Annotated in this window: 13 protein-coding genes; 12 read left to right on the plus strand and 1 reads right to left on the minus strand. The window is 67.0% G+C overall.

Going from position 1 to position 17183, the window contains the following annotated elements; genetic code table 11:
- Nucleotides 1-3 precede the first annotated feature (3 nt).
- The 12 genes from XM1_RS00800 to XM1_RS00855 all read left to right on the plus strand — a co-directional run bounded on the left by XM1_RS00800 (nucleotide 4) and on the right by XM1_RS00855 (nucleotide 16116).
- On the plus strand, nucleotides 4-813 hold the full coding sequence (locus XM1_RS00800) for a flagellar hook assembly protein FlgD (RefSeq protein ID WP_068428261.1): 810 nt from the start codon (nucleotides 4-6) through the stop codon (nucleotides 811-813).
- A 22-nt stretch (nucleotides 814-835) separates the two neighbouring features.
- Nucleotides 836-3328 carry a flagellar hook-basal body complex protein gene (locus tag XM1_RS00805; RefSeq protein ID WP_068428268.1) on the plus strand — a complete coding sequence of 831 codons (2493 nt, stop codon included), beginning with the start codon at nucleotides 836-838 and terminating at the stop codon, nucleotides 3326-3328.
- Between the two features lie 252 nt (nucleotides 3329-3580).
- On the plus strand, nucleotides 3581-5242 hold the full coding sequence (gene fliF / locus XM1_RS00810) for a flagellar basal-body MS-ring/collar protein FliF (protein ID WP_068428271.1): 1662 nt from the start codon (nucleotides 3581-3583) through the stop codon (nucleotides 5240-5242).
- Nucleotides 5243-5254: 12 nt separating this feature from the next.
- Nucleotides 5255-6274, plus strand: a complete 1020-nt coding sequence (gene fliG / locus XM1_RS00815) for a flagellar motor switch protein FliG (RefSeq protein ID WP_068428276.1) — start codon at nucleotides 5255-5257, stop codon at nucleotides 6272-6274.
- A gap of 126 nt (nucleotides 6275-6400) precedes the next feature.
- Entirely contained in the window at nucleotides 6401-7078 is a 678-nt protein-coding gene (locus XM1_RS00820) for a FliH/SctL family protein (protein ID WP_068428277.1), read from the plus strand.
- 12 nt (nucleotides 7079-7090) lie between these two features.
- The gene (gene fliN / locus XM1_RS00825; protein ID WP_068428281.1) at nucleotides 7091-7420 is read left to right on the plus strand and encodes a flagellar motor switch protein FliN; all 330 of its coding nucleotides are present in this window, start codon (nucleotides 7091-7093) and stop codon (nucleotides 7418-7420) included.
- 26 nt (nucleotides 7421-7446) lie between these two features.
- Nucleotides 7447-8823, plus strand: coding sequence for a sigma-54 dependent transcriptional regulator (locus tag XM1_RS00830; RefSeq protein ID WP_068428283.1), 1377 nt, complete (start codon nucleotides 7447-7449; stop codon nucleotides 8821-8823).
- A 4-nt stretch (nucleotides 8824-8827) separates the two neighbouring features.
- The gene (gene flhA / locus XM1_RS00835; RefSeq protein WP_068428286.1) at nucleotides 8828-10939 is read left to right on the plus strand and encodes a flagellar biosynthesis protein FlhA; all 2112 of its coding nucleotides are present in this window, start codon (nucleotides 8828-8830) and stop codon (nucleotides 10937-10939) included.
- A gap of 16 nt (nucleotides 10940-10955) precedes the next feature.
- Nucleotides 10956-11957, plus strand: coding sequence for a GTP-binding protein (locus tag XM1_RS00840; RefSeq protein WP_068428289.1), 1002 nt, complete (start codon nucleotides 10956-10958; stop codon nucleotides 11955-11957).
- Nucleotides 11954-12751: a MinD/ParA family protein gene (locus XM1_RS00845; RefSeq protein WP_068428294.1), complete on the plus strand. Its 798-nt coding sequence runs from the start codon at nucleotides 11954-11956 to the stop codon at nucleotides 12749-12751. The genes XM1_RS00840 and XM1_RS00845 overlap by 4 nt, the downstream gene beginning before the upstream one ends.
- Before the next feature lie 4 nt (nucleotides 12752-12755).
- The gene (locus XM1_RS00850) at nucleotides 12756-14534 is read left to right on the plus strand and encodes a DNA polymerase III (RefSeq protein WP_068428296.1); all 1779 of its coding nucleotides are present in this window, start codon (nucleotides 12756-12758) and stop codon (nucleotides 14532-14534) included.
- 82 nt (nucleotides 14535-14616) lie between these two features.
- Nucleotides 14617-16116, plus strand: coding sequence for a DnaJ domain-containing protein (locus XM1_RS00855; protein WP_068428299.1), 1500 nt, complete (start codon nucleotides 14617-14619; stop codon nucleotides 16114-16116).
- 15 nt (nucleotides 16117-16131) lie between these two features.
- Here the strand turns inward: XM1_RS00855 and XM1_RS00860 are convergent, their stop codons facing one another.
- Nucleotides 16132-17118: a cyclic nucleotide-binding domain-containing protein gene (locus XM1_RS00860; protein ID WP_068428300.1), complete on the minus strand. Its 987-nt coding sequence runs from the start codon at nucleotides 17116-17118 to the stop codon at nucleotides 16132-16134.
- Nucleotides 17119-17183 lie beyond the last annotated feature (65 nt).

Consider the following 17183-nt stretch of genomic DNA (forward strand, 5'->3'; position numbering starts at 1 on the left):
CCGATGACTACCGTCGACACATCAGCCGCCGCCGCCAATACCGCCGCCGCCGCCACCGGCTCGGCCGCGGGCAAGGCGACGCTGGGCAGCAACTTCAACACCTTCCTGACCATGCTGACCACTCAGCTGAAGCATCAGGATCCGCTGTCGCCCATGGACTCGACCCAGTTCACCAACCAGTTGGTCCAGTTCTCCAGCGTCGAGCAGCAGATCAACGCCAATTCCAACCTGGAAAAGCTGATCAAGCTGCAGCAATCCGCGCAGACCAGCCAGGGCATCAACTATCTCGGCCAGACGGTCGAGGTGTCGGGCACCGACCTGCCGCTGCAGGACGGCGCGGCCTCGCTGACCTACACCCTGCCCAAGGAAGCCCGCGACGTGAAGATCGTCATCAAGGACTCCTCGGGCAAGCAGGTCGATTCCATCACCGGCGAGACCGCCGCCGGAACCCACAACCTCAGCTGGAACGGCAAGGACGCGTCGGGCACCCAGCTCTCCGACGGCCGCTATTCCATCTCGGTGACGGCCACCGCCACCGACGGGACGAGCATTACGACCACCAGCACCACCTTCGGCCGGGTCACCAAGGTCACCAACGACGCCACCAACGGCACCACCCTGGTGATGGGCGCCGGGACCAAGGGCAACGACATCTCGCTCGCCATGGATAAGGTGGTCAGCGTCAAGGACAACACCAGCAGCATCAACACCGCCCAGTTGAATGCCGCCAATGCCCAATACCAGGCCGCGCTGGCGCAGCTTCAGGCGCTGCAGTCGGCCTCCAGCAACAGCACCGGCTCGAGCAGCCAGTAGGATTTAGGATCAGGAGGATATCATGAGCTTGTACGGCGCATTGTTCTCGGGTGTCTCCGGTCTGGCTTCTCAGTCCAGCGCCATGGGAGCCATCTCGGACAACATCACCAACGTGAACACCACCGGCTACAAGGGTGCCAAGGTCAACTTCCAGACCCTGGTGACCAAGCAGGTCTCCCTGACCACCTACTCGCCGGGCGGTGTCCAGTCCAAGCCCCGGGCGGCCATCGACAGCCAGGGCCTGCTGCAGGCCACCACCAACTCCACCGACCTGGCCCTGTCGGGCCAGGGCATGTTCGTGGTCAACACCGATCCCGATCCGGCCGTCTCGGGCAACGGCATGTTCGCCTATACCCGCGCCGGTTCGTTCAAGGTGGACAAGGAAGGCTACCTGCAGAACGTGTCGGGCTTCTACGTCCAGGGCTGGCCGCTGCAGCCCACCAACAACAACGTCCTGGCCAAGCCGACCGAGGTGACCATCGACGGCAACACCTACATGAAGGCGTACAAGCAGAGCGACGGCACCTTCCATTACGTCAACCAGAACATCATCAACCCGCAGGAAGTGAAGTCCCTCAATCTGAAGACCATCGGCGGCACCGCCGACCAGACCACTCAGATCAAGATGGGCGCCAACCTGCCGTCGGGCGACACCATCTACAACCCGGCCGACGTCGGTTCCTCGGGCTATCATCAGACCAGCGTGCTGATCTACGACTCGCTCGGCGACACCCACAATTTCAACGTCAACTGGACCAAGACGAACTCCAACCAGTGGGATGTGGAGACCAAGAGCAATTTCTTCTCGGTGTCCACCACGCTGACCGACGTCACGACCAACAGCACCGCAGCCCTCAAACTGGTGGGCGAATCGGACGGCTCCACCTCCACCCTGATCACCACGGCCAGCGCCACGCCGCTGGGCTACTTCGCCAGCAGCGGCGCCATCGCCATGCCTGCGGGCACGCTGGTCAGCAGCCAACTGCCCACGGGGTCGGTCCTCAACATTTCCGCCGCCTCCGGCACCGCCAGCAGCAATAACGGCAACTGGTACGTCAGCCAAGGCGTGACCACCAGCCCCGCCGTCACCGACCAGGCCGGCACCACCGCCACCCTGGTCTACAACGGCGCCACCTTGAACTTTAACAACGTGACGTTCACTGCCGCAGGTAGCCCGCATATCGCGCTGAACGCCAGCACGATCACCACTTACAACCAAAACAACTTCAACAACGGCGACTACATCAAGGTCAGCAACGGCACCAGCACGACCCTGAACGCCGGCTACTACAAAATCGCCAACAAGAGCGCGACGGGCTTCGACTTGACTCCCGCCGACTACATCGTCACCTCCACCGCCCCCTATCAGGACCAGCGTGGCGTAACCCCTCCGTCGGGTGCCGCTTCCATGGACATTCTTGACCAGTCGAACCCGTCGCTGGTCTACGGCAGCCAGGGCCGCCTGGACTTCACCGCGTCCTCAAACGCCGATATCCAGAACCTGCACAACAAGTACATCACCTTCACCGTCGCCAGCCAGAGCATGAAGGTGGTGTTCGACACCAAGGGCACGCTCACCCACGCCGCCGGTACCGATGTCATCATCAACCTCAACAGCACCTCCTACACATCGGGCTCCGACGTCGCCAACCTGGTGGCCCAGGCACTGCGCAATCCCAGGAACTGGTCGGCGGCCACCAACACCGCGTTGACCACCGACGTCGTTTCCATCGGCGGAACCCTGCCACTGTTCCGCGCCAACGGCTCGACCGTGGAAATCGTCCAGCAAACCGGCGGCACCACCATGTCGGTGGATTGCTCCAACATGGGCACGACCCTGACCCAGTCGCAGACTCGCAACTGGACATCGTCCATTCCTTCGCTGGACAACGTGGACGGGAAATTCTCCGTCAACGCCATCACCGCCACCAACCCGGCCATCACCTTCAATGGCGACGGCACGCCCAAGCAGATCAACGTCGGCAAGATGGCGGTCAACTGGGCCAATGGCGCGCAGTCCATGACCCTGGTCCCCAACGGCACCGGTGCCGACCAGCGCGTCAACTGGTTCGTGGGCAACACCTCCCAGGCCGACGGCATGACCCAGTTGGGCGGCACCTATCAGCTGGCCTATCTGACCCAGAACGGCGCGAAGTTCGGCAACTTCTCCGGCGTGTCGGTGGGCACCGACGGCGTCGTCACCGCCCTGTTCGACAACGGCGTCCGCCGTCCGGTGTTCCAGATCCCGGTGGCCACCTTCACCAACCCCAACGGCCTGGAATCGCTGACCGGCAATTCCTGGATCGAGACCAACACGTCGGGCACCTACACCCTGCGCGTCGCCAACAACGCCGGCGCCGGCTCGGTGCAGTCCGCCTCGCTGGAAGCCTCGACCGTGGATATCGGTTCCGAGTTCACCACCATGATCGTGACCCAGCGCGCCTACTCGGCAGCGGCCAAGATCATCACCACTGCCGACCAGATGCTGGACGAGCTGGTGCAGATCAAACGTTAATCGTCCAATCCCTGAACCTGCTTCCTAACACCCAACCGGCGGCCAGAAGGCCGCCGGTTTAGTATTTGCCCGCCTGCGCGGGCGGGGCCAGAAGGCCGCCGGTTTAGTTTCCGCCCCCGGCGATTGAGGGCAAACAGACTCACCCGGCAAAAATTGCCGGGCGTTAACCATCTCTTCAGCGGCCCGACCTTAGTCTGTCACCTGGACGCGCGTGCCGGCCGGCGGCGTGCGCGTGCATCCGATGGAGACGACGTGAACGCATTCCTGCAGATGCTGCGCGGCCTGGGGCCCATGCGGCTGGCCGCCATCGCTGGCGTCGGTGTCAGCATCCTGGGTTTCTTCATCTATCTGATGAGCCGCGTCGCCGCGCCGCAGATGGAGCTGCTCTACGGCGATCTCGACCTGGGCGATTCCAAGGCGATCATCGAGAAGCTGACCGCCGACAAGATTCCCTACGAACTCCGCAAGGACGGCACCGAGGTCTGGGTGCCCAAGGACCGCAAGCTGGACCTGCGCGTGCGCATGGCCGAACAGGCGCTGCCCGCCGGCGGCCGCATGGCCGGCTACGAGCTGTTCGACAAGCAGGACGCCCTGGGCTCCACCAGCTTCCAGCAGAACATCACCATGGTCCGCGCCCTGGAAGGCGAACTGTCCAAGACCATCCGCTCCATCGACAAGGTCAAGGCCGCCCGCGTCCACCTGGTGCTGCCCAAGCGCGAGGCCTTCTCGCGCGATACCCAGGAACCGTCGGCCTCGGTGATCATCAAGATGCAGGGGGCGGGCCGCCTGGACAAGGGGCAGGTCAGCGCCATCCAGCACCTGATCGCCGCCGCCGTTCCCAAGATGAAGCCGTCGCGCATCTCCATCGTCGACGACAAGGGCACCCTGCTGGCCAAGGGCTTCGAGAATTCCAAGGAATTCCAGGCGCAAAGCGCCGAGGAAATGAAGATCAAGACCGAGGCCAAGCTGGTCAAGACCATCGAGGACCTGCTGGAGCGCTCGCTGGGCCCGGGCCGCGTGCGCGCCGAGGTGACGGTGGACATGGACATGAGCCAGGCCACCACCACCGAGGAGACCTTCGACCCCGAGACCAAGGTGGTCCGCTCCCAGGTCACCGTCAACGAGGGCGAGCAGAGCCAGGACGCCGAACCCACCCCGGTCACCGTGCAGCAGAACCTGCCCGATCCCAACGCCTCGTCGTCGGGCAACATCCGCACATCGACCAAGATCAACAAGAACCAGGAAACCGTGAACTACGAGATCTCGCGCAAGACCAAGAGCACGGTCCGCGAGATCGGCGAGATCCGCAAGGTGTCCGCCGCCGTCATCGTCGATGGCGTGCGCGAGCAATCGGCCGACGGCAAGCAGACCTCGTACCGCGACCGGACGGCCGAGGAACTGTCGCAGATCGAGGCGCTGGTCAAATCCGCCATCGGCTACACCAAGGACCGCGACGATCAGGTCAAGGTCGCCTCCATGCCCTTCTACAAGGGCGAGGAACTGCTCCAGGCCGAAGAACCCGGCGAGTTCATCTTCGGCATGCGCCGCGACTTCGTCGAGAAGGTGGCGTCGAACCTGGGCCTGTCCGTGGTCGCCATCCTGTTCCTGCTCCTGGTGCTGCGCCCGCTCATCAGCCGCGCCATCGAGTCCATGCAGGGCCAGGTGGGTCCCGATGGCCGCCGCCTGCTGACCGCCGAGGGCGGCGCCATGCCGCAGCTCACCGGCCCCGGCGCGGCCGCCATGCCGGCGCCGCTGGGCGGCGAGGAGGAGGTCATCGCCGACGAGCTCATCGACATCGACAAGGTGGAAGGCCGCGTCAAGGCGTCGTCCATCAGGAAGATCGGCGAGATCGTCGACAAGCACCCGGAAGAGGCTCTGTCCATCATCCGCAACTGGCTCTACCAGGAAAGCTGAGGAGGTCTTTAGATGGCGCGCGTCAAGGAAGACTACCGCAGCCTCACCGGCCCCCAGAAGGCGGCCATGTTCATGCTGTCCTTGAACGAGGAACACTCGTCCAAGCTGTTCGGCATGCTTGGCGACGACGAGATCAAGGAACTGTCCCAGATCATGGCGTCCTTGGGCACCGTGTCGTCCAATCTGGTCGAGCGCGTGTTCGTGGAATTCGCCGACGCGCTGTCGTCCACCGGCTCGCTGACCGGCTCGTTCGACACCACCGAACGCCTGCTGATGAAGAGCCTGCCCAAGGATCGCGTCAACTCCATCATGGAGGAAATCCGCGGTCCCGCCGGCCGTACCATGTGGGACAAGCTGGGCAACGTCTCCGAACAGGTGCTGGCCAACTACCTGAAGAACGAATACCCGCAGACCGTCGCCGTGGTGCTGGCCAAGATCAAGCCCGACCACGCGTCGCGTGTGCTGGCCATCCTGCCCGAGAACTTCGCCATGGAAGTCATCATGCGCATGCTGCGCATGGAGGCGGTGCAGAAGGAAGTCCTGGACGGCGTGGAAAAGACTCTCCGGACCGAGTTCATGACCAACCTGGCCCGCACCCAGCGCCGCGACGCCCACGAACTGATGGCCGACATCTTCAACAACCTGGACCGCAACACCGAAAACCGGTTCATGTCGGCCCTGGAGGAGCGCAACCGCGAAAGCGCCGAGAAGATCAAGGCGCTGATGTTCACCTTCGACGACCTCACCCGCATCGACGCCGCCGGCATCCAGGTGCTGCTGCGCTCGGTGGAAAAGGACAAGCTGGCCATCGCGCTCAAGGGCGGCGCCGACGCCGTCAAGGAGCTGTTCTTCAAGAACATGTCCGAACGCGCCGGCAAGATGCTGAGGGAAGACATGGAAGCGCTGGGCCCGGTGCGTCTCAGGGACGTGGACCAGGCCCAGGCGGCCATCGTGGTCATGGCCAAGGAACTGGCGGCGTCGGGACAGATCGTCATCTCCGAAGGCCGCGAGGAAGACGAACTGGTGTACTAATCGGAGCGCAGCGACTACGCCCGTTGAGGGCGCCGCAGCGTTGCCGAAGCGTAAGCGAAGGCAAAAGCGAGGAAAGCCAAGGGGGCGGAAGCCCCCGCCGGCGACTGAGGCAAAGCAAAGACTCACATGGCCTACCAGAAATACATGTTCGACCTGGATTTCGGTCCGCCGCCGGCCAACCGGCCCAAGGCGGCCGAACCGGTCGAGGATGCCTACCAGACCGAGGCCGAGCCCGAGCCGCCGCCACCGCCCACCTTCACCGAGGAGGACCTCCAGGTGGTGCGGGAAGCCGCCTACGAGGAAGGCCACCGCAACGGCACCACCGAGGCCAACGAGACCCAGCAGGCCCTGCTGGCCGCCTCGCTGGAGCGCGTCTCCAACGCGCTGGCCATGCTGGACAACGCCCAGGCCGACGCCAACGACGCCAACCAGCGGGTCGCCGCCCGGGTGGCCATGGCGGTGCTGAAGAAGGTGCTGCCCGCCGCCTGCGAGCAGAACGCCTTCGACGAGATCGTGCGGACCGTCCACGAATGCCTGAGCCATGTGCTCGACGAGCCGCGCATCATCGTCCGGGTGGATTCCGCCCTGGTCGATCCCATGCGCGAACGCCTGGAGCAGACCGCCATCGAGCACGGCTTCGAGGGCCGCGTGGTGGTCCAGGCCGACCCTCGGGTGGGGATCGGCGATTGCCGGGTGGAATGGACGGACGGCGGAGCCGAGCGGGATCAGGCCCGCCTGATCGCCGACATCGAAACGGCGGTGAACCGGGCCCTGGCGCCGCCCGAACACCGCCCGGAAGAGTAACTGGAGGTCACCATGCCCGATTTCGAACTCAACGACTTCAAGCCGGAAGGCGACGACCAGGTAGGCCGCGGCGATGTCCCGGACATGCCGCGATCGGCCCGCGACCTGGAAGCCGTCTACGACATTCCGGTGCAGGTCTCGGCGGTGCTGGGCAAGGCCACCATGCAGGTTAACCAGCTGTTGAAGCTGGGACGCGGCGCGGTGGTGGAGCTGGACCGCAAGGTGGGCGAGGCCATCGACATCTACGTCAACAACCGTCTGGTGGCGCGCGGCGAGGTGGTCGTGGTGGAAGACCGCCTGGGCGTGACCATGACCGAAATCATCAAGACCGACCGGGCTTAAAAGAGCTCTAGCGGGAGAGGGACGACATGCGACTTCTGATCATCGGCACGCTCGACGGCCAGATCGGCGCCGCCAGCCAGATCGCCATGGCGCGCGGCGCCAAGGTCCGCCAGGCCGAGGACGTTCCCGCCGGCCTCGAGGTTCTGCGCACCCAGGGCGCCGATCTGGTGATGATCGACGTCAAGCGCGACATCAAGGGCCTGATCGATTCCCTGGAAGCCGAACGCATCATCGTCCCGGTGGTGGCCTGCGGCATCGCGTCCGACGCCTCGGCCGCCGTGCGCGCCATCAAGGCCGGCGCCAAGGAATACATCCCGCTGCCGCCCGACGCCGAGCTCATCGCCGCCGTCATCGCCGCCGTCACCCAGGAAAGCCACAACATCGTCTTCAAGGACCCCCGCATGGGCCAGACCTTGAAGCTGGCCGAGCAGGTGGCCAATTCCGACGCCTCGATCATGATCACCGGCGAATCCGGCACCGGCAAGGAGCTGATCGCGCGGTTCATCCACAACAAGTCCAAGCGTTCGGACAAGCGCTTCGTGGCGGTCAACTGCGCCGCCATCCCCGAGAACCTGCTGGAATCCGAGTTGTTCGGCCACGAGAAGGGCGCCTTTACCGGCGCGGTGGCCCGGCGCATCGGCAAGTTCGAGGAAGCCCAGGGCGGCACGCTCCTGCTCGACGAAATCTCCGAGATGGACGTGCGCCTGCAATCCAAGCTGCTGCGCGCCATCCAGGAAAAGGAAATCGACCGGGTGGGCGGCAACCAGCCGGTCAAGGTGGACGTGCGCATCCTCGCCACCTCCAACCGCAACCTGGAGGACGAGGTCAAGAAGGGCACCTTCCGCGAGGATCTGTATTACCGCCTCAACGTGGTGACCCTGGCCCTGCCCGCGCTGCGTGAACGCCCGCTGGACATCGCCGTCCTGGCCGACCACTTCGCCAAGCGCTACACCGAAGCCAACGGCCTGCCGACGCGGCCCATTTCCGCCGAGGTCCGCCAGATGCTGTCGCGCCACCACTGGCGCGGCAACGTGCGCGAGCTGGAAAACACCATGCACCGCGCCGTGCTGCTGGCCAGCGGCGCCGAGATCGGCCCCGACGCCATCATCTTGTCGGGCAACCCGGTGGGCACCAATTCCGATCCCATGGTCGCCCAGGCCGCCAACGCCGCCGCCTCGGTGATGGGCGCCAGGGGCGCCAATCTGGTGGGCAAGACGGTGGCCGAGGTCGAGCGCGACCTGATCATCGACACGCTGTCCCATTGCCTCGGCAACCGCACCCACGCGGCCAACATCCTGGGCATCTCCATCCGCACCCTGAGGAACAAGCTCAAGCAGTATTCCGACGAAGGCGTCGACGTGCCGCCGCCCGCCGGCGGCGAAATCGAACGGGCCATGATCTAAAGCCATGGCTGAGGGACAGGCATCAAGCTCCAGCGTCGGCCGGGAAATCCTGGACCGCTTCGCCGCGTCGGCCCGACGCGGCGACGTGGGCCTGGCGTTCGGCATCATCGTCATCGTGATGATGCTGATCCTGCCGCTGCCGCCGTGGCTGCTCGATATCGGCCTGGCCCTGTCGCTGACCATCGCCGTGCTGATCCTGATGGTGGCCATCTTCATCGAGAAGCCGCTGCAGTTCAGCTCGTTCCCCACGGTTCTGCTGCTCACCACCCTGATCCGGCTGGCGCTGAACCTGGCGTCCACCCGACTGATCCTGTCCCACGGCCACGAAGGCGTCGAGGGCGCCGGACAGGTGATCGCCGCCTTCGCCAGCTTCATCATGAGCGGCAGCTTCGTCATCGGCATCATCGTCTTCGCCATCCTGGTGATCGTCAATTTCGTGGTCATCACCAAGGGCTCGACCCGTATCGCCGAGGTGGCGGCGCGCTTCACCCTGGACGCCATGCCCGGCAAGCAGATGGCCATCGACGCCGACCTTTCGGCCGGCCTGTGCGACGAGCCCACCGCCCGCAAGCGCCGCGCCGAGCTGGAAGGCGAATCCGCCTTCTTCGGCGCCATGGACGGCGCGTCGAAATTCGTGCGCGGCGACGCCGTCGCCGGCCTGATGATCACCGCCATCAACGTCATCGGCGGCATGATCATCGGCATGGCGCAGCAGGGACTGACCTTCAGCCAGGCGGCCGAGTACTACACCAAGCTGACGGTGGGCGACGGTCTGGTCACCCAGGTTCCGGCCCTGATCGTCTCGGTCTCGGCGGGCATGCTGGTCACCAAGGCCGGCGTGCAGGAAGCCGTCGACCGCGCCCTGTTCAAGCAGCTGGCCGGTTATCCCCGCGCCGTGGGCATGGCCGGCGGCCTGATGACCCTGATGTCGCTGGTGCCCAACATGCCGTTCCTGCCCTTCTTCCTGCTGGGGTTGGGCATGGGCGCGTCGGCCTATCTGCTGGACCGCGACCAGCGGGCAAAGGCCGAACAGAAGCAGCAGGAGGTCGAGGCCGAGGCCCTGCAGCAGGCGCCGGTCCCCGAGGAGCCCATCTCCACGGCGCTGAAGATCGACCATGTGCGCCTGGAACTGGGCTACGGCCTGTTGCAGCTTATCAACACGCCCAAGGGCCAGCGCCTGACCGACCAGATCAAGAGCTTGCGGCGCGCCATCGCCACCGAGATGGGCTTCGTCATGCCGTCGGTGCGCATCCAGGACAACATGCAGCTGCCCGCCAACACCTATGTCATCCATGTGAAGGAAGTGGAGGCGGGCCGAGGCGATCTGCGCCCCGCAGCGCTGCTGATCATGGATCCCAGGGGCGAGGACATCACCCTGCCGGGCGAGAAGACCCGCGAGCCCACCTTCGGCCTGCCGGCCATGTGGATCGACCCCACCAACCGCGAGGAAGCCCTGTTCCGCGGCTATACCGTGGTGGACCCGCCCACCGTGATCACCACCCACCTGACCGAGGTGATCAAGGACAACATGAGCGAGCTTCTGTCCCACGCCGAAACCCAGAAACTGCTGGACGAGCTGGACAAGGAGCACCAGAAGCTGATCGCCGAGCTGATCCCCAGCCAGATGACCATCGGCGGGCTGCAGCGGGTGCTGCAGAACCTTCTGGGCGAGCGCATCTCCATCCGCGACCTGCCCACCATCCTGGAAGGCATCGCCGAGGCCTGCGGCCATACCCGCAACGTCACCATGATCACCGAGCACGTGCGCGCCCGTCTGGCGCGTCAGATCTCGGACAACAACACCGGGCCGCAGGGCTTCATCCCGCTGGTGACGCTCTCGCCGGAATGGGAGCAGGCCTTCGCCGAATCCCTGGTGGGCACCGGCGAGGAAAAGCAGATCTCCATGGCGCCCTCGCAGCTGCAGGACTTCATCAGCCGCACGCGCCAGACCTTCGAACGCTTCGCCATGCAGGGCGAGACCCCCATCCTGCTGACCAGCCCCATGGTCCGGCCCTATGTGCGCTCCATCGTCGAGCGCTTCCGGCCCATGACCGTGGTGATGAGCCAGTCGGAAATCCATCCCAAGGCCCGCATCAAGACACTGGGGCAGATCTGATGATGGCGGCTAGACCATGAGGCTCAAATCCTTCACCGCGCCCACCATGACCGAGGCCATGGAACTGGTGCGCCAGGAACTGGGCGACGACGCCATCATCGTCTCGACCCAGCGGGCCGCCGGCTCCAAGGGCGTGCGCATCACCGCCGCCCTGGAATCCGTCGACGCCGACCTGGCCGTCGCCTCCATGCTGGAGGAAGCCACCGGCGGCTCGGAAGTGTCCGAGGCGGTGAGAAAGGCCCTGGCCGACCACGGCGTGCCCCAGCGCCTGATGGACCGGCTGGTCAACGCCGCCCAGACCTCGGGCCTGACCCAGCCGCCGCTGGCCTGCGCCGCCGCGCTGGAGGCCGGCTTCACCTTCGCCCATCTGCCCGAGCACGGCGCGCCGCGCCCCTTCATGCTGGTGGGCCCCAACGGTTCGGGCAAGTCCATCGCGGCGGCCAAGCTGGCGGCCCGCTCGGTGCTGAAGCAATGGCAGGTGGGCGTGATCACCTGCGACAACATCCGCGCCGGCGCGGTGGAGCAATTGGCCGCCTTCACCTCCATCCTGGAGATCGACCTGGTCCGCGCCAGGGGGCCGGAATCCCTGTCCCGGGTGGTGGAAAGCATGAACGGCATGTTCGATCTGGTGGTGATCGATTCCCCCGGCCTCAATCCCTTCAAGCAGAGCGACATGGACTACCTGCAGGCGCTGATCGAGGCCGCCGACGTCGAGCCCATCTTAGTGATGGCCGCCGGCGGCGACCCGGAGGAGGCCGCCGAGATCGGCGAGGCCTTCGCCGGCATCGGCGCGACCCGGCTGTTCGCGTCCAGGCTCGACACCACCCGCCGCCTGGGCTCGATCCTGGCGGCGGCCGAGGCCGGCCAGCTGGCCTTCTGCGACGTTTCCGCCAGCCCCCATGTGGCGTCGGGCATCTCGCCCATCTCCGCCGTGGCGCTGGCGCGGCTGATCATGCCGCAATCGGCCGAGGCCGAACCCAAAGACGAAACCTTCTGGACCGAGGCATCCGCATCATGACCACGATGGAAGTTCCCACCCTGGCCCCCCGCCCCACCCTTAGGGCCAAGGGACGCAACATCGTCGCGGTGGCGTCCGGCAAGGGCGGCGTGGGCAAGACCTGGTTCTCCATCACGCTGTCCCACGCCTTGGCGCGGGCCAACCAGCGGGTGCTGCTGTTCGACGGCGACCTGGGCCTGGCCAACGTGGACATCCAGCTGGGCCTGATGCCCAAGACCGATCTGGGCAGCGTGGTGGCCGGGCGCATGACGCTGAACCAGGCGCTGACCCGCTTCTCCGAAGGCGGCTTCGACATCATCGCCGGGCGCTCAGGCAGCGGCACGCTGGCCAACATCCCGCTGTCGCGGCTGCAGATGCTGGGCGACGACCTGGTGCTGCTGGCCGGCAATTACGACCGCGTGGTGGTCGACCTGGGCGCCGGCGTCGAGAAGACCACCCGCAACTTCTCGCAGCAGGCCGGCACCATCATGGTGGTGACCACCGACGAACCCACCTCGCTGACCGACGCCTACGCCTTCATCAAGGTCACCCACATGGAGCGGCCCGGCACCGACATGCGCATCGTGGTCAACATGGCCAATTCGACGCGCGAAGGCGAGCGCATCTACAACACCCTGCTGAAGGCCTGCGAGGGCTTCCTGAAGATTTCCCCGCCGCTGGCCGGCGTCATCCGCCGCGACCTCAAGGTCAGGGAGGCCATCCGCAACCAGACGCCGATCATGATGCGCTCGCCCAACGCCGAGGCCGCCGCCGACGTCGAGGCCATCGTCGAGCGCCTGATCCGCTCGCGCTAGCGCCATGTGCTCGGCCATCCCGCCGGCCCCGCCTCCGCCTGCGCCGCCGCCCCAGGCCAGCGCGCCGGTGGTGTTGAGCGTGGTGGCCGACAAGGGTGCCGCCGAGGTCCTGGCCAAGCTGCAGGCCGGCGCCGTGCTGGCCGCCACCATGGCCGCCGCCGAGGGCAAGGGTGTCGTCCAGGTGATGACCGCCGACGGAAGCAGCCTGTCGCTCCGCCTGCCCCCCGGCCAGCCTTTGCCGCCCGACGGCGCGCAACTGGCCATGCAGTACATCTCGCAGAACGGCCTGCCCGCCTTCAAGCTGCTCGCCATCAACGGACGCCCCGCCGGCGGCCTGCCCCTGTCCCCGCAGCAGACCGGCCTGCCCAATCTGCCCGATCTCGCCACCCTGCTGGGCCCAGGCGGCAGTGCCAAGCCCCAGGCCGCCCAGAACGCCCTGACCCAGGCGCCAGGCGCTGGTCCGGGCCCGGCCGGAGCGCCGGTGGTGACCTCGCCCGGACTGGCGGCGGGGCCGGTGGGCCTCTCCGCCACGGTGATCCGCTCCGGTCCGCCCGGCGCGGTGATGCTGTCCAATGATGCCGGTACGCCGGGCCTCCAGATGGATCAGCCGCTGCCCGAGGCGCTGACCGGACTGGCGTCCGGCACGCGCCTTACCGTCCGCATCGCCGCCATGGCTCCGCCGGCCCAGGGCGCGGTGAGCGGCGGCCAGCCCGTTCCCACCGCGACGGCCCAACCCGCCGCCAGCGCGCCCGTCCCGCCGCAGGCGCCGGCCGCCGCGCCGCAGGCCACCCCGCCCGCCACCGCCGCCGGAATACCGGCAGCGCCCCACCTTTCCGGCCAGCCGGCTCCGGCGGCGACGGCCGCGACGCCCCCCCTTGCGGGCGGCATCCCCGCCACGCCGCCGGCGACCAGCCCGCCCCAGCCGCAGACGACCACCACCATGCCGGCCGTGGTGCTCTCCCAGCCGGCCGGCGGCGCCGCCCTGGTGCAAAGCCCGGCGGGCGTGCTGTCGCTCAACGTCGCCTCGCCGCTGCAGGTGGGCAGCCTGCTGCGCCTGGAGGTGATCGGCCAACCCCTGGCCCCGCCGCCCCTGGCTCCCGCCCCCAGCCAGCCCCAGGGCCTCACCCCCGGCGGCTGGCCCAGCCTGGACCAGGCGGTGGACACCCTGATGCAGTCGGACCGCCAGGCGGCCGAGCAACTGATGCGGATGATCCCCCAGGCCGGCCCCCGCCTGGCCGCCGCGCTGTCCATGTTCGCGGGCGCGGTGCGGGCCGGCGATTCCCGCCCCCTGCTTTCCGAACCGGTGACCCGTGGGCTGGAAAAGGCCGGACGCAAGGACCTGGTCGAGCGGCTGAAGCAGGAATTCATGGATCTGGCCGAGGATTCCGCCCGCCCCATGGGCCGTGGCGACTGGCACGCCATCACCCTGCCCTTCGCCCATGGCGCCAACATCGACCCCATCGACCTCTACGTCCACCGCCCGCCCGACGACGAGGAGGGACGGGGCAAGCAGGGAAGCGAGCAGCGCTTCATCCTGGACGTGCGCATGAGCGTTCTGGGTCGCATCCAGCTGGACGGACTGGTGCAGAAGGACGTCAAGCGCTTCGACCTGATCGTGCGCACCGCCCAACCCCTGCCGGCCGCCATGTGCCGGGACATTTCCGGCATCTTCGCCGAATGCGGCCAGCTGACCGGCATCAAGGGCCAGGTGTCGTTCCAGGCGGGACGGCCCTTCGTGGACCTGCTGCCGTCGGCCGCACCGGCAACGCAAATCGTGGTATGATCCCTGCGCGGCTTTTCCACCTCCCCGACCGATGGCATAGGCTTTGCTTGAAGAATCAGGAAAACCACAAGCATCGTCTGAGATGAACACCATCGCGCGCGACCCCAAAGGCTATTACGCGATCCTCGGCCTCGCCCCCGGGGCCGACGCCGGCGCCATCAAAAGCGCTTATCGTTCCCGCGTGAAGACGGTCCATCCCGACCGCAACGCCTCGAAGCGCGCGCAGGAAGAATTTCAAAGGGTTATCGAGGCCTACGGCGTGCTCAAGGACGTGGTGCGCCGGGCCGAGTACGACACTTTCGGCGAGGAGGCCAGCCACGACGACGACGCCCAGGTGGCCGGCGCCCCCATCGCCTGCTGCGGCTGCGGCGCGCTGACCGCCCAGCCCCGCTACGTGGTCTTCCACTGGGTCCGCTCGTTTCTGGTGTGGGCAAAAAGCGGCACGGTGGAGGGAATTTTTTGCCGGGCATGCGCCGACCGCGCCTCTGTCCGCGCCTCGATCATCACCTGGGCCTGGGGCTGGTGGTCGCTGCCCGGATTGCTTCTCGCCCCCCTGGCGCTGGCTCGCAATCTGCTGGGCGGCTCCAAGCCGCGCCACGAGAACGCCAGGGTGCTGATCCGCCAGGGCCGCGCCTTCCTGGGCCGGGGCGAGTTGGAGCTGGCCCGCTCGCTGGCGCTGCAGGCCGGGCGCTTCGCCCGCCTGCCCGACGACCGCGCCCGGGTCGAGGATCTGATGCACGCCACCCGCGACGTGCCCGACAACCGCCGGCTCAAGGCCCGCTGGCGCTTGGGCGGAGGCGTGTTCCTGGCGCAAGGATTGCCGCTGATGGCCCTGCCCATCACCATCGGCGTCTTCGCCCTGATCGCCACCAAGCCGTGGGACCTGCCGGTCGCCACTTCGGCCGCTCCCATCGCCATGCAGCCCGCCCGCAGCGGCGAGATCCGCCATGTGGCGGTGGACAGCCTGAAGGTCCGCATGGCGCCCCTGCCCGGCGCCCCGGTGCTGACCCTGCTGGACCGCTTCACCACCGTCGAGGTCGGCGCCGATCCGGTCGACCCGGAATGGGTCAAGATCAGGACGCCGTCGGGCATCGACGGCTTCGTCGAGACCCGCTCGCTCTATGCCGGATCGGGGGGGCGCTTCAAGGCGCAATGGTGCGCCGAGAACCGGGGCGCCCAGCCCACGGCCGGTGAAATCCTGACGCGGCGGGTCAGCGGCGACCACCGGCTGCTGGTCCACAACGAGGGCCGCCGCGACGGCGTGATCAAGCTGAAGACCCTGGCCGGCAACACGGTCACCGCCTTCTACGTGCCCGCCACCTACCATATCGGCATCGGCGGCATCCCCGAGGGCACCTACCGCATCGAATTCGCCACCGGCGCCCGCTATTCGCGCGGCTGCGGCGTCTTCCTCGACGACATGCAGGCCTCGGTGCTGCCGGTGACGCTGACCTTCAAGTACCAGTCGGCGGGAACCATCCGCTCGCTGACCCATATCGCCGAGATTTCGCTGTCGCCCGCCTCGGACGATCCCATCCAGCCGCAGCCGCTGGCCGCCGACCGCTTCGCGGCCGACGACTGACCCCACCCGGCAGGCCTACTTGCCCGCCCGCTTCTTTTCCAGGGTGGCGCGCACCTGGCCCAGCTCGCGCCCCATCTTGCGGATGTCGTAGAGCAGGGTTTCCAGCACCAGGATCACCAGATCGGGCGTCTTGCCGATCTGGGATTTCAGCGCCGCCATGGGAATCACCAGACAGGTGGTTTCCTCGGCGGCCATGGCGGACGCCATGCGCGGCTCGTTGTCGATCAGGGCCATCTCGCCGAACACGCCGTTGGCGCCGATCTGGCCCAGGGTGACCTTCTGGCCGTTCACCGTCTTGAAGATGGTGACCTTGCCGCTTTCCACCACATAGGCCATGTCGCCGGGGTCGCCTTCGTTGAAGATGACCTGGCCGGCGTGGAACTTCTTGCGCCCCGTGCGCTCCTGGGCGGGCTTGGGGGCCTGGACCACCGGGGCGTGGGGTGCTGCGGCGGGGCGCGCCGGCTGGGCGGCGCCGATGGGCACCACCAGGGGCAGCGGCTTGACCAGGGGGGGCGCCACGCGGCGCTCGGCCACGCCGGGCGGCGGCCGGGACAGCAGCCGGCGGTCCGGCCCCTTGAACGAGGCGGTGCGCACGAAGGCCTTGGGGTTGACCAGGGCGTTGCGCAGACGGCGGAACAGGGAATCCGTGGACATGGGCTTGACCAGGAACTCGTTCACCCCGGCGCCCCTGGCCTGGAACACCACCTCGGTGGCGGATTCGGCGCTCATCATGATGATGGCCACGTCGTCGCAGGCCACCATGTCGCCGGCCCGCACGAAGCGGGTGAAGTCGATGCCGTCCATGGGCGACATGTCGTGATCGACGATGACCAGATGGACCGGCTGCTGGCCCAGGATCTCCAGGCCGGCGGGGCCGTCGCCGGCTTCGAGGATGGTCTTGATGCCGAAGGATTGCAGCGCGGTCTTGATGAACGACCGGGCATAGCGCGAATCGTCGATGATGAGCGCTGTGATCGGGCTCAGATCGACATCGATGTTCATCCGGACGTTCCCTCCACCATCTGGTCTCCTGAGGTTAGCCAGGGCGGGGGCGTCTGCCAAGCCCT

Origin of the sequence: Magnetospirillum sp. XM-1 (assembly GCF_001511835.1) — a bacterium.
GTDB lineage: Bacteria > Pseudomonadota > Alphaproteobacteria > Rhodospirillales > Magnetospirillaceae > Phaeospirillum.

What these genes read in the sequence shown, in the direction of transcription:
- fliG (WP_068428276.1), top strand. Translation starts at nt 5,255, where the DNA reads ATGGCGCGCGTCAAGGAAGACTACCGCAGCCTCACCGGCCCCCAGAAG.
- XM1_RS00855 (WP_068428299.1), top strand. Translation starts at nt 14,617, where the DNA reads ATGAACACCATCGCGCGCGACCCCAAAGGCTATTACGCGATCCTCGGC.
- XM1_RS00860 (WP_068428300.1), bottom strand. Translation starts at nt 17,118, where the DNA reads ATGAACATCGATGTCGATCTGAGCCCGATCACAGCGCTCATCATCGAC.
- flhA (WP_068428286.1), top strand. Translation starts at nt 8,828, where the DNA reads ATGGCTGAGGGACAGGCATCAAGCTCCAGCGTCGGCCGGGAAATCCTG.
- XM1_RS00800 (WP_068428261.1), top strand. Translation starts at nt 4, where the DNA reads ATGACTACCGTCGACACATCAGCCGCCGCCGCCAATACCGCCGCCGCC.
- XM1_RS00850 (WP_068428296.1), top strand. Translation starts at nt 12,756, where the DNA reads ATGTGCTCGGCCATCCCGCCGGCCCCGCCTCCGCCTGCGCCGCCGCCC.
- XM1_RS00830 (WP_068428283.1), top strand. Translation starts at nt 7,447, where the DNA reads ATGCGACTTCTGATCATCGGCACGCTCGACGGCCAGATCGGCGCCGCC.
- XM1_RS00820 (WP_068428277.1), top strand. Translation starts at nt 6,401, where the DNA reads ATGGCCTACCAGAAATACATGTTCGACCTGGATTTCGGTCCGCCGCCG.
- XM1_RS00840 (WP_068428289.1), top strand. Translation starts at nt 10,956, where the DNA reads ATGAGGCTCAAATCCTTCACCGCGCCCACCATGACCGAGGCCATGGAA.
- fliN (WP_068428281.1), top strand. Translation starts at nt 7,091, where the DNA reads ATGCCCGATTTCGAACTCAACGACTTCAAGCCGGAAGGCGACGACCAG.
- XM1_RS00845 (WP_068428294.1), top strand. Translation starts at nt 11,954, where the DNA reads ATGACCACGATGGAAGTTCCCACCCTGGCCCCCCGCCCCACCCTTAGG.
- XM1_RS00805 (WP_068428268.1), top strand. Translation starts at nt 836, where the DNA reads ATGAGCTTGTACGGCGCATTGTTCTCGGGTGTCTCCGGTCTGGCTTCT.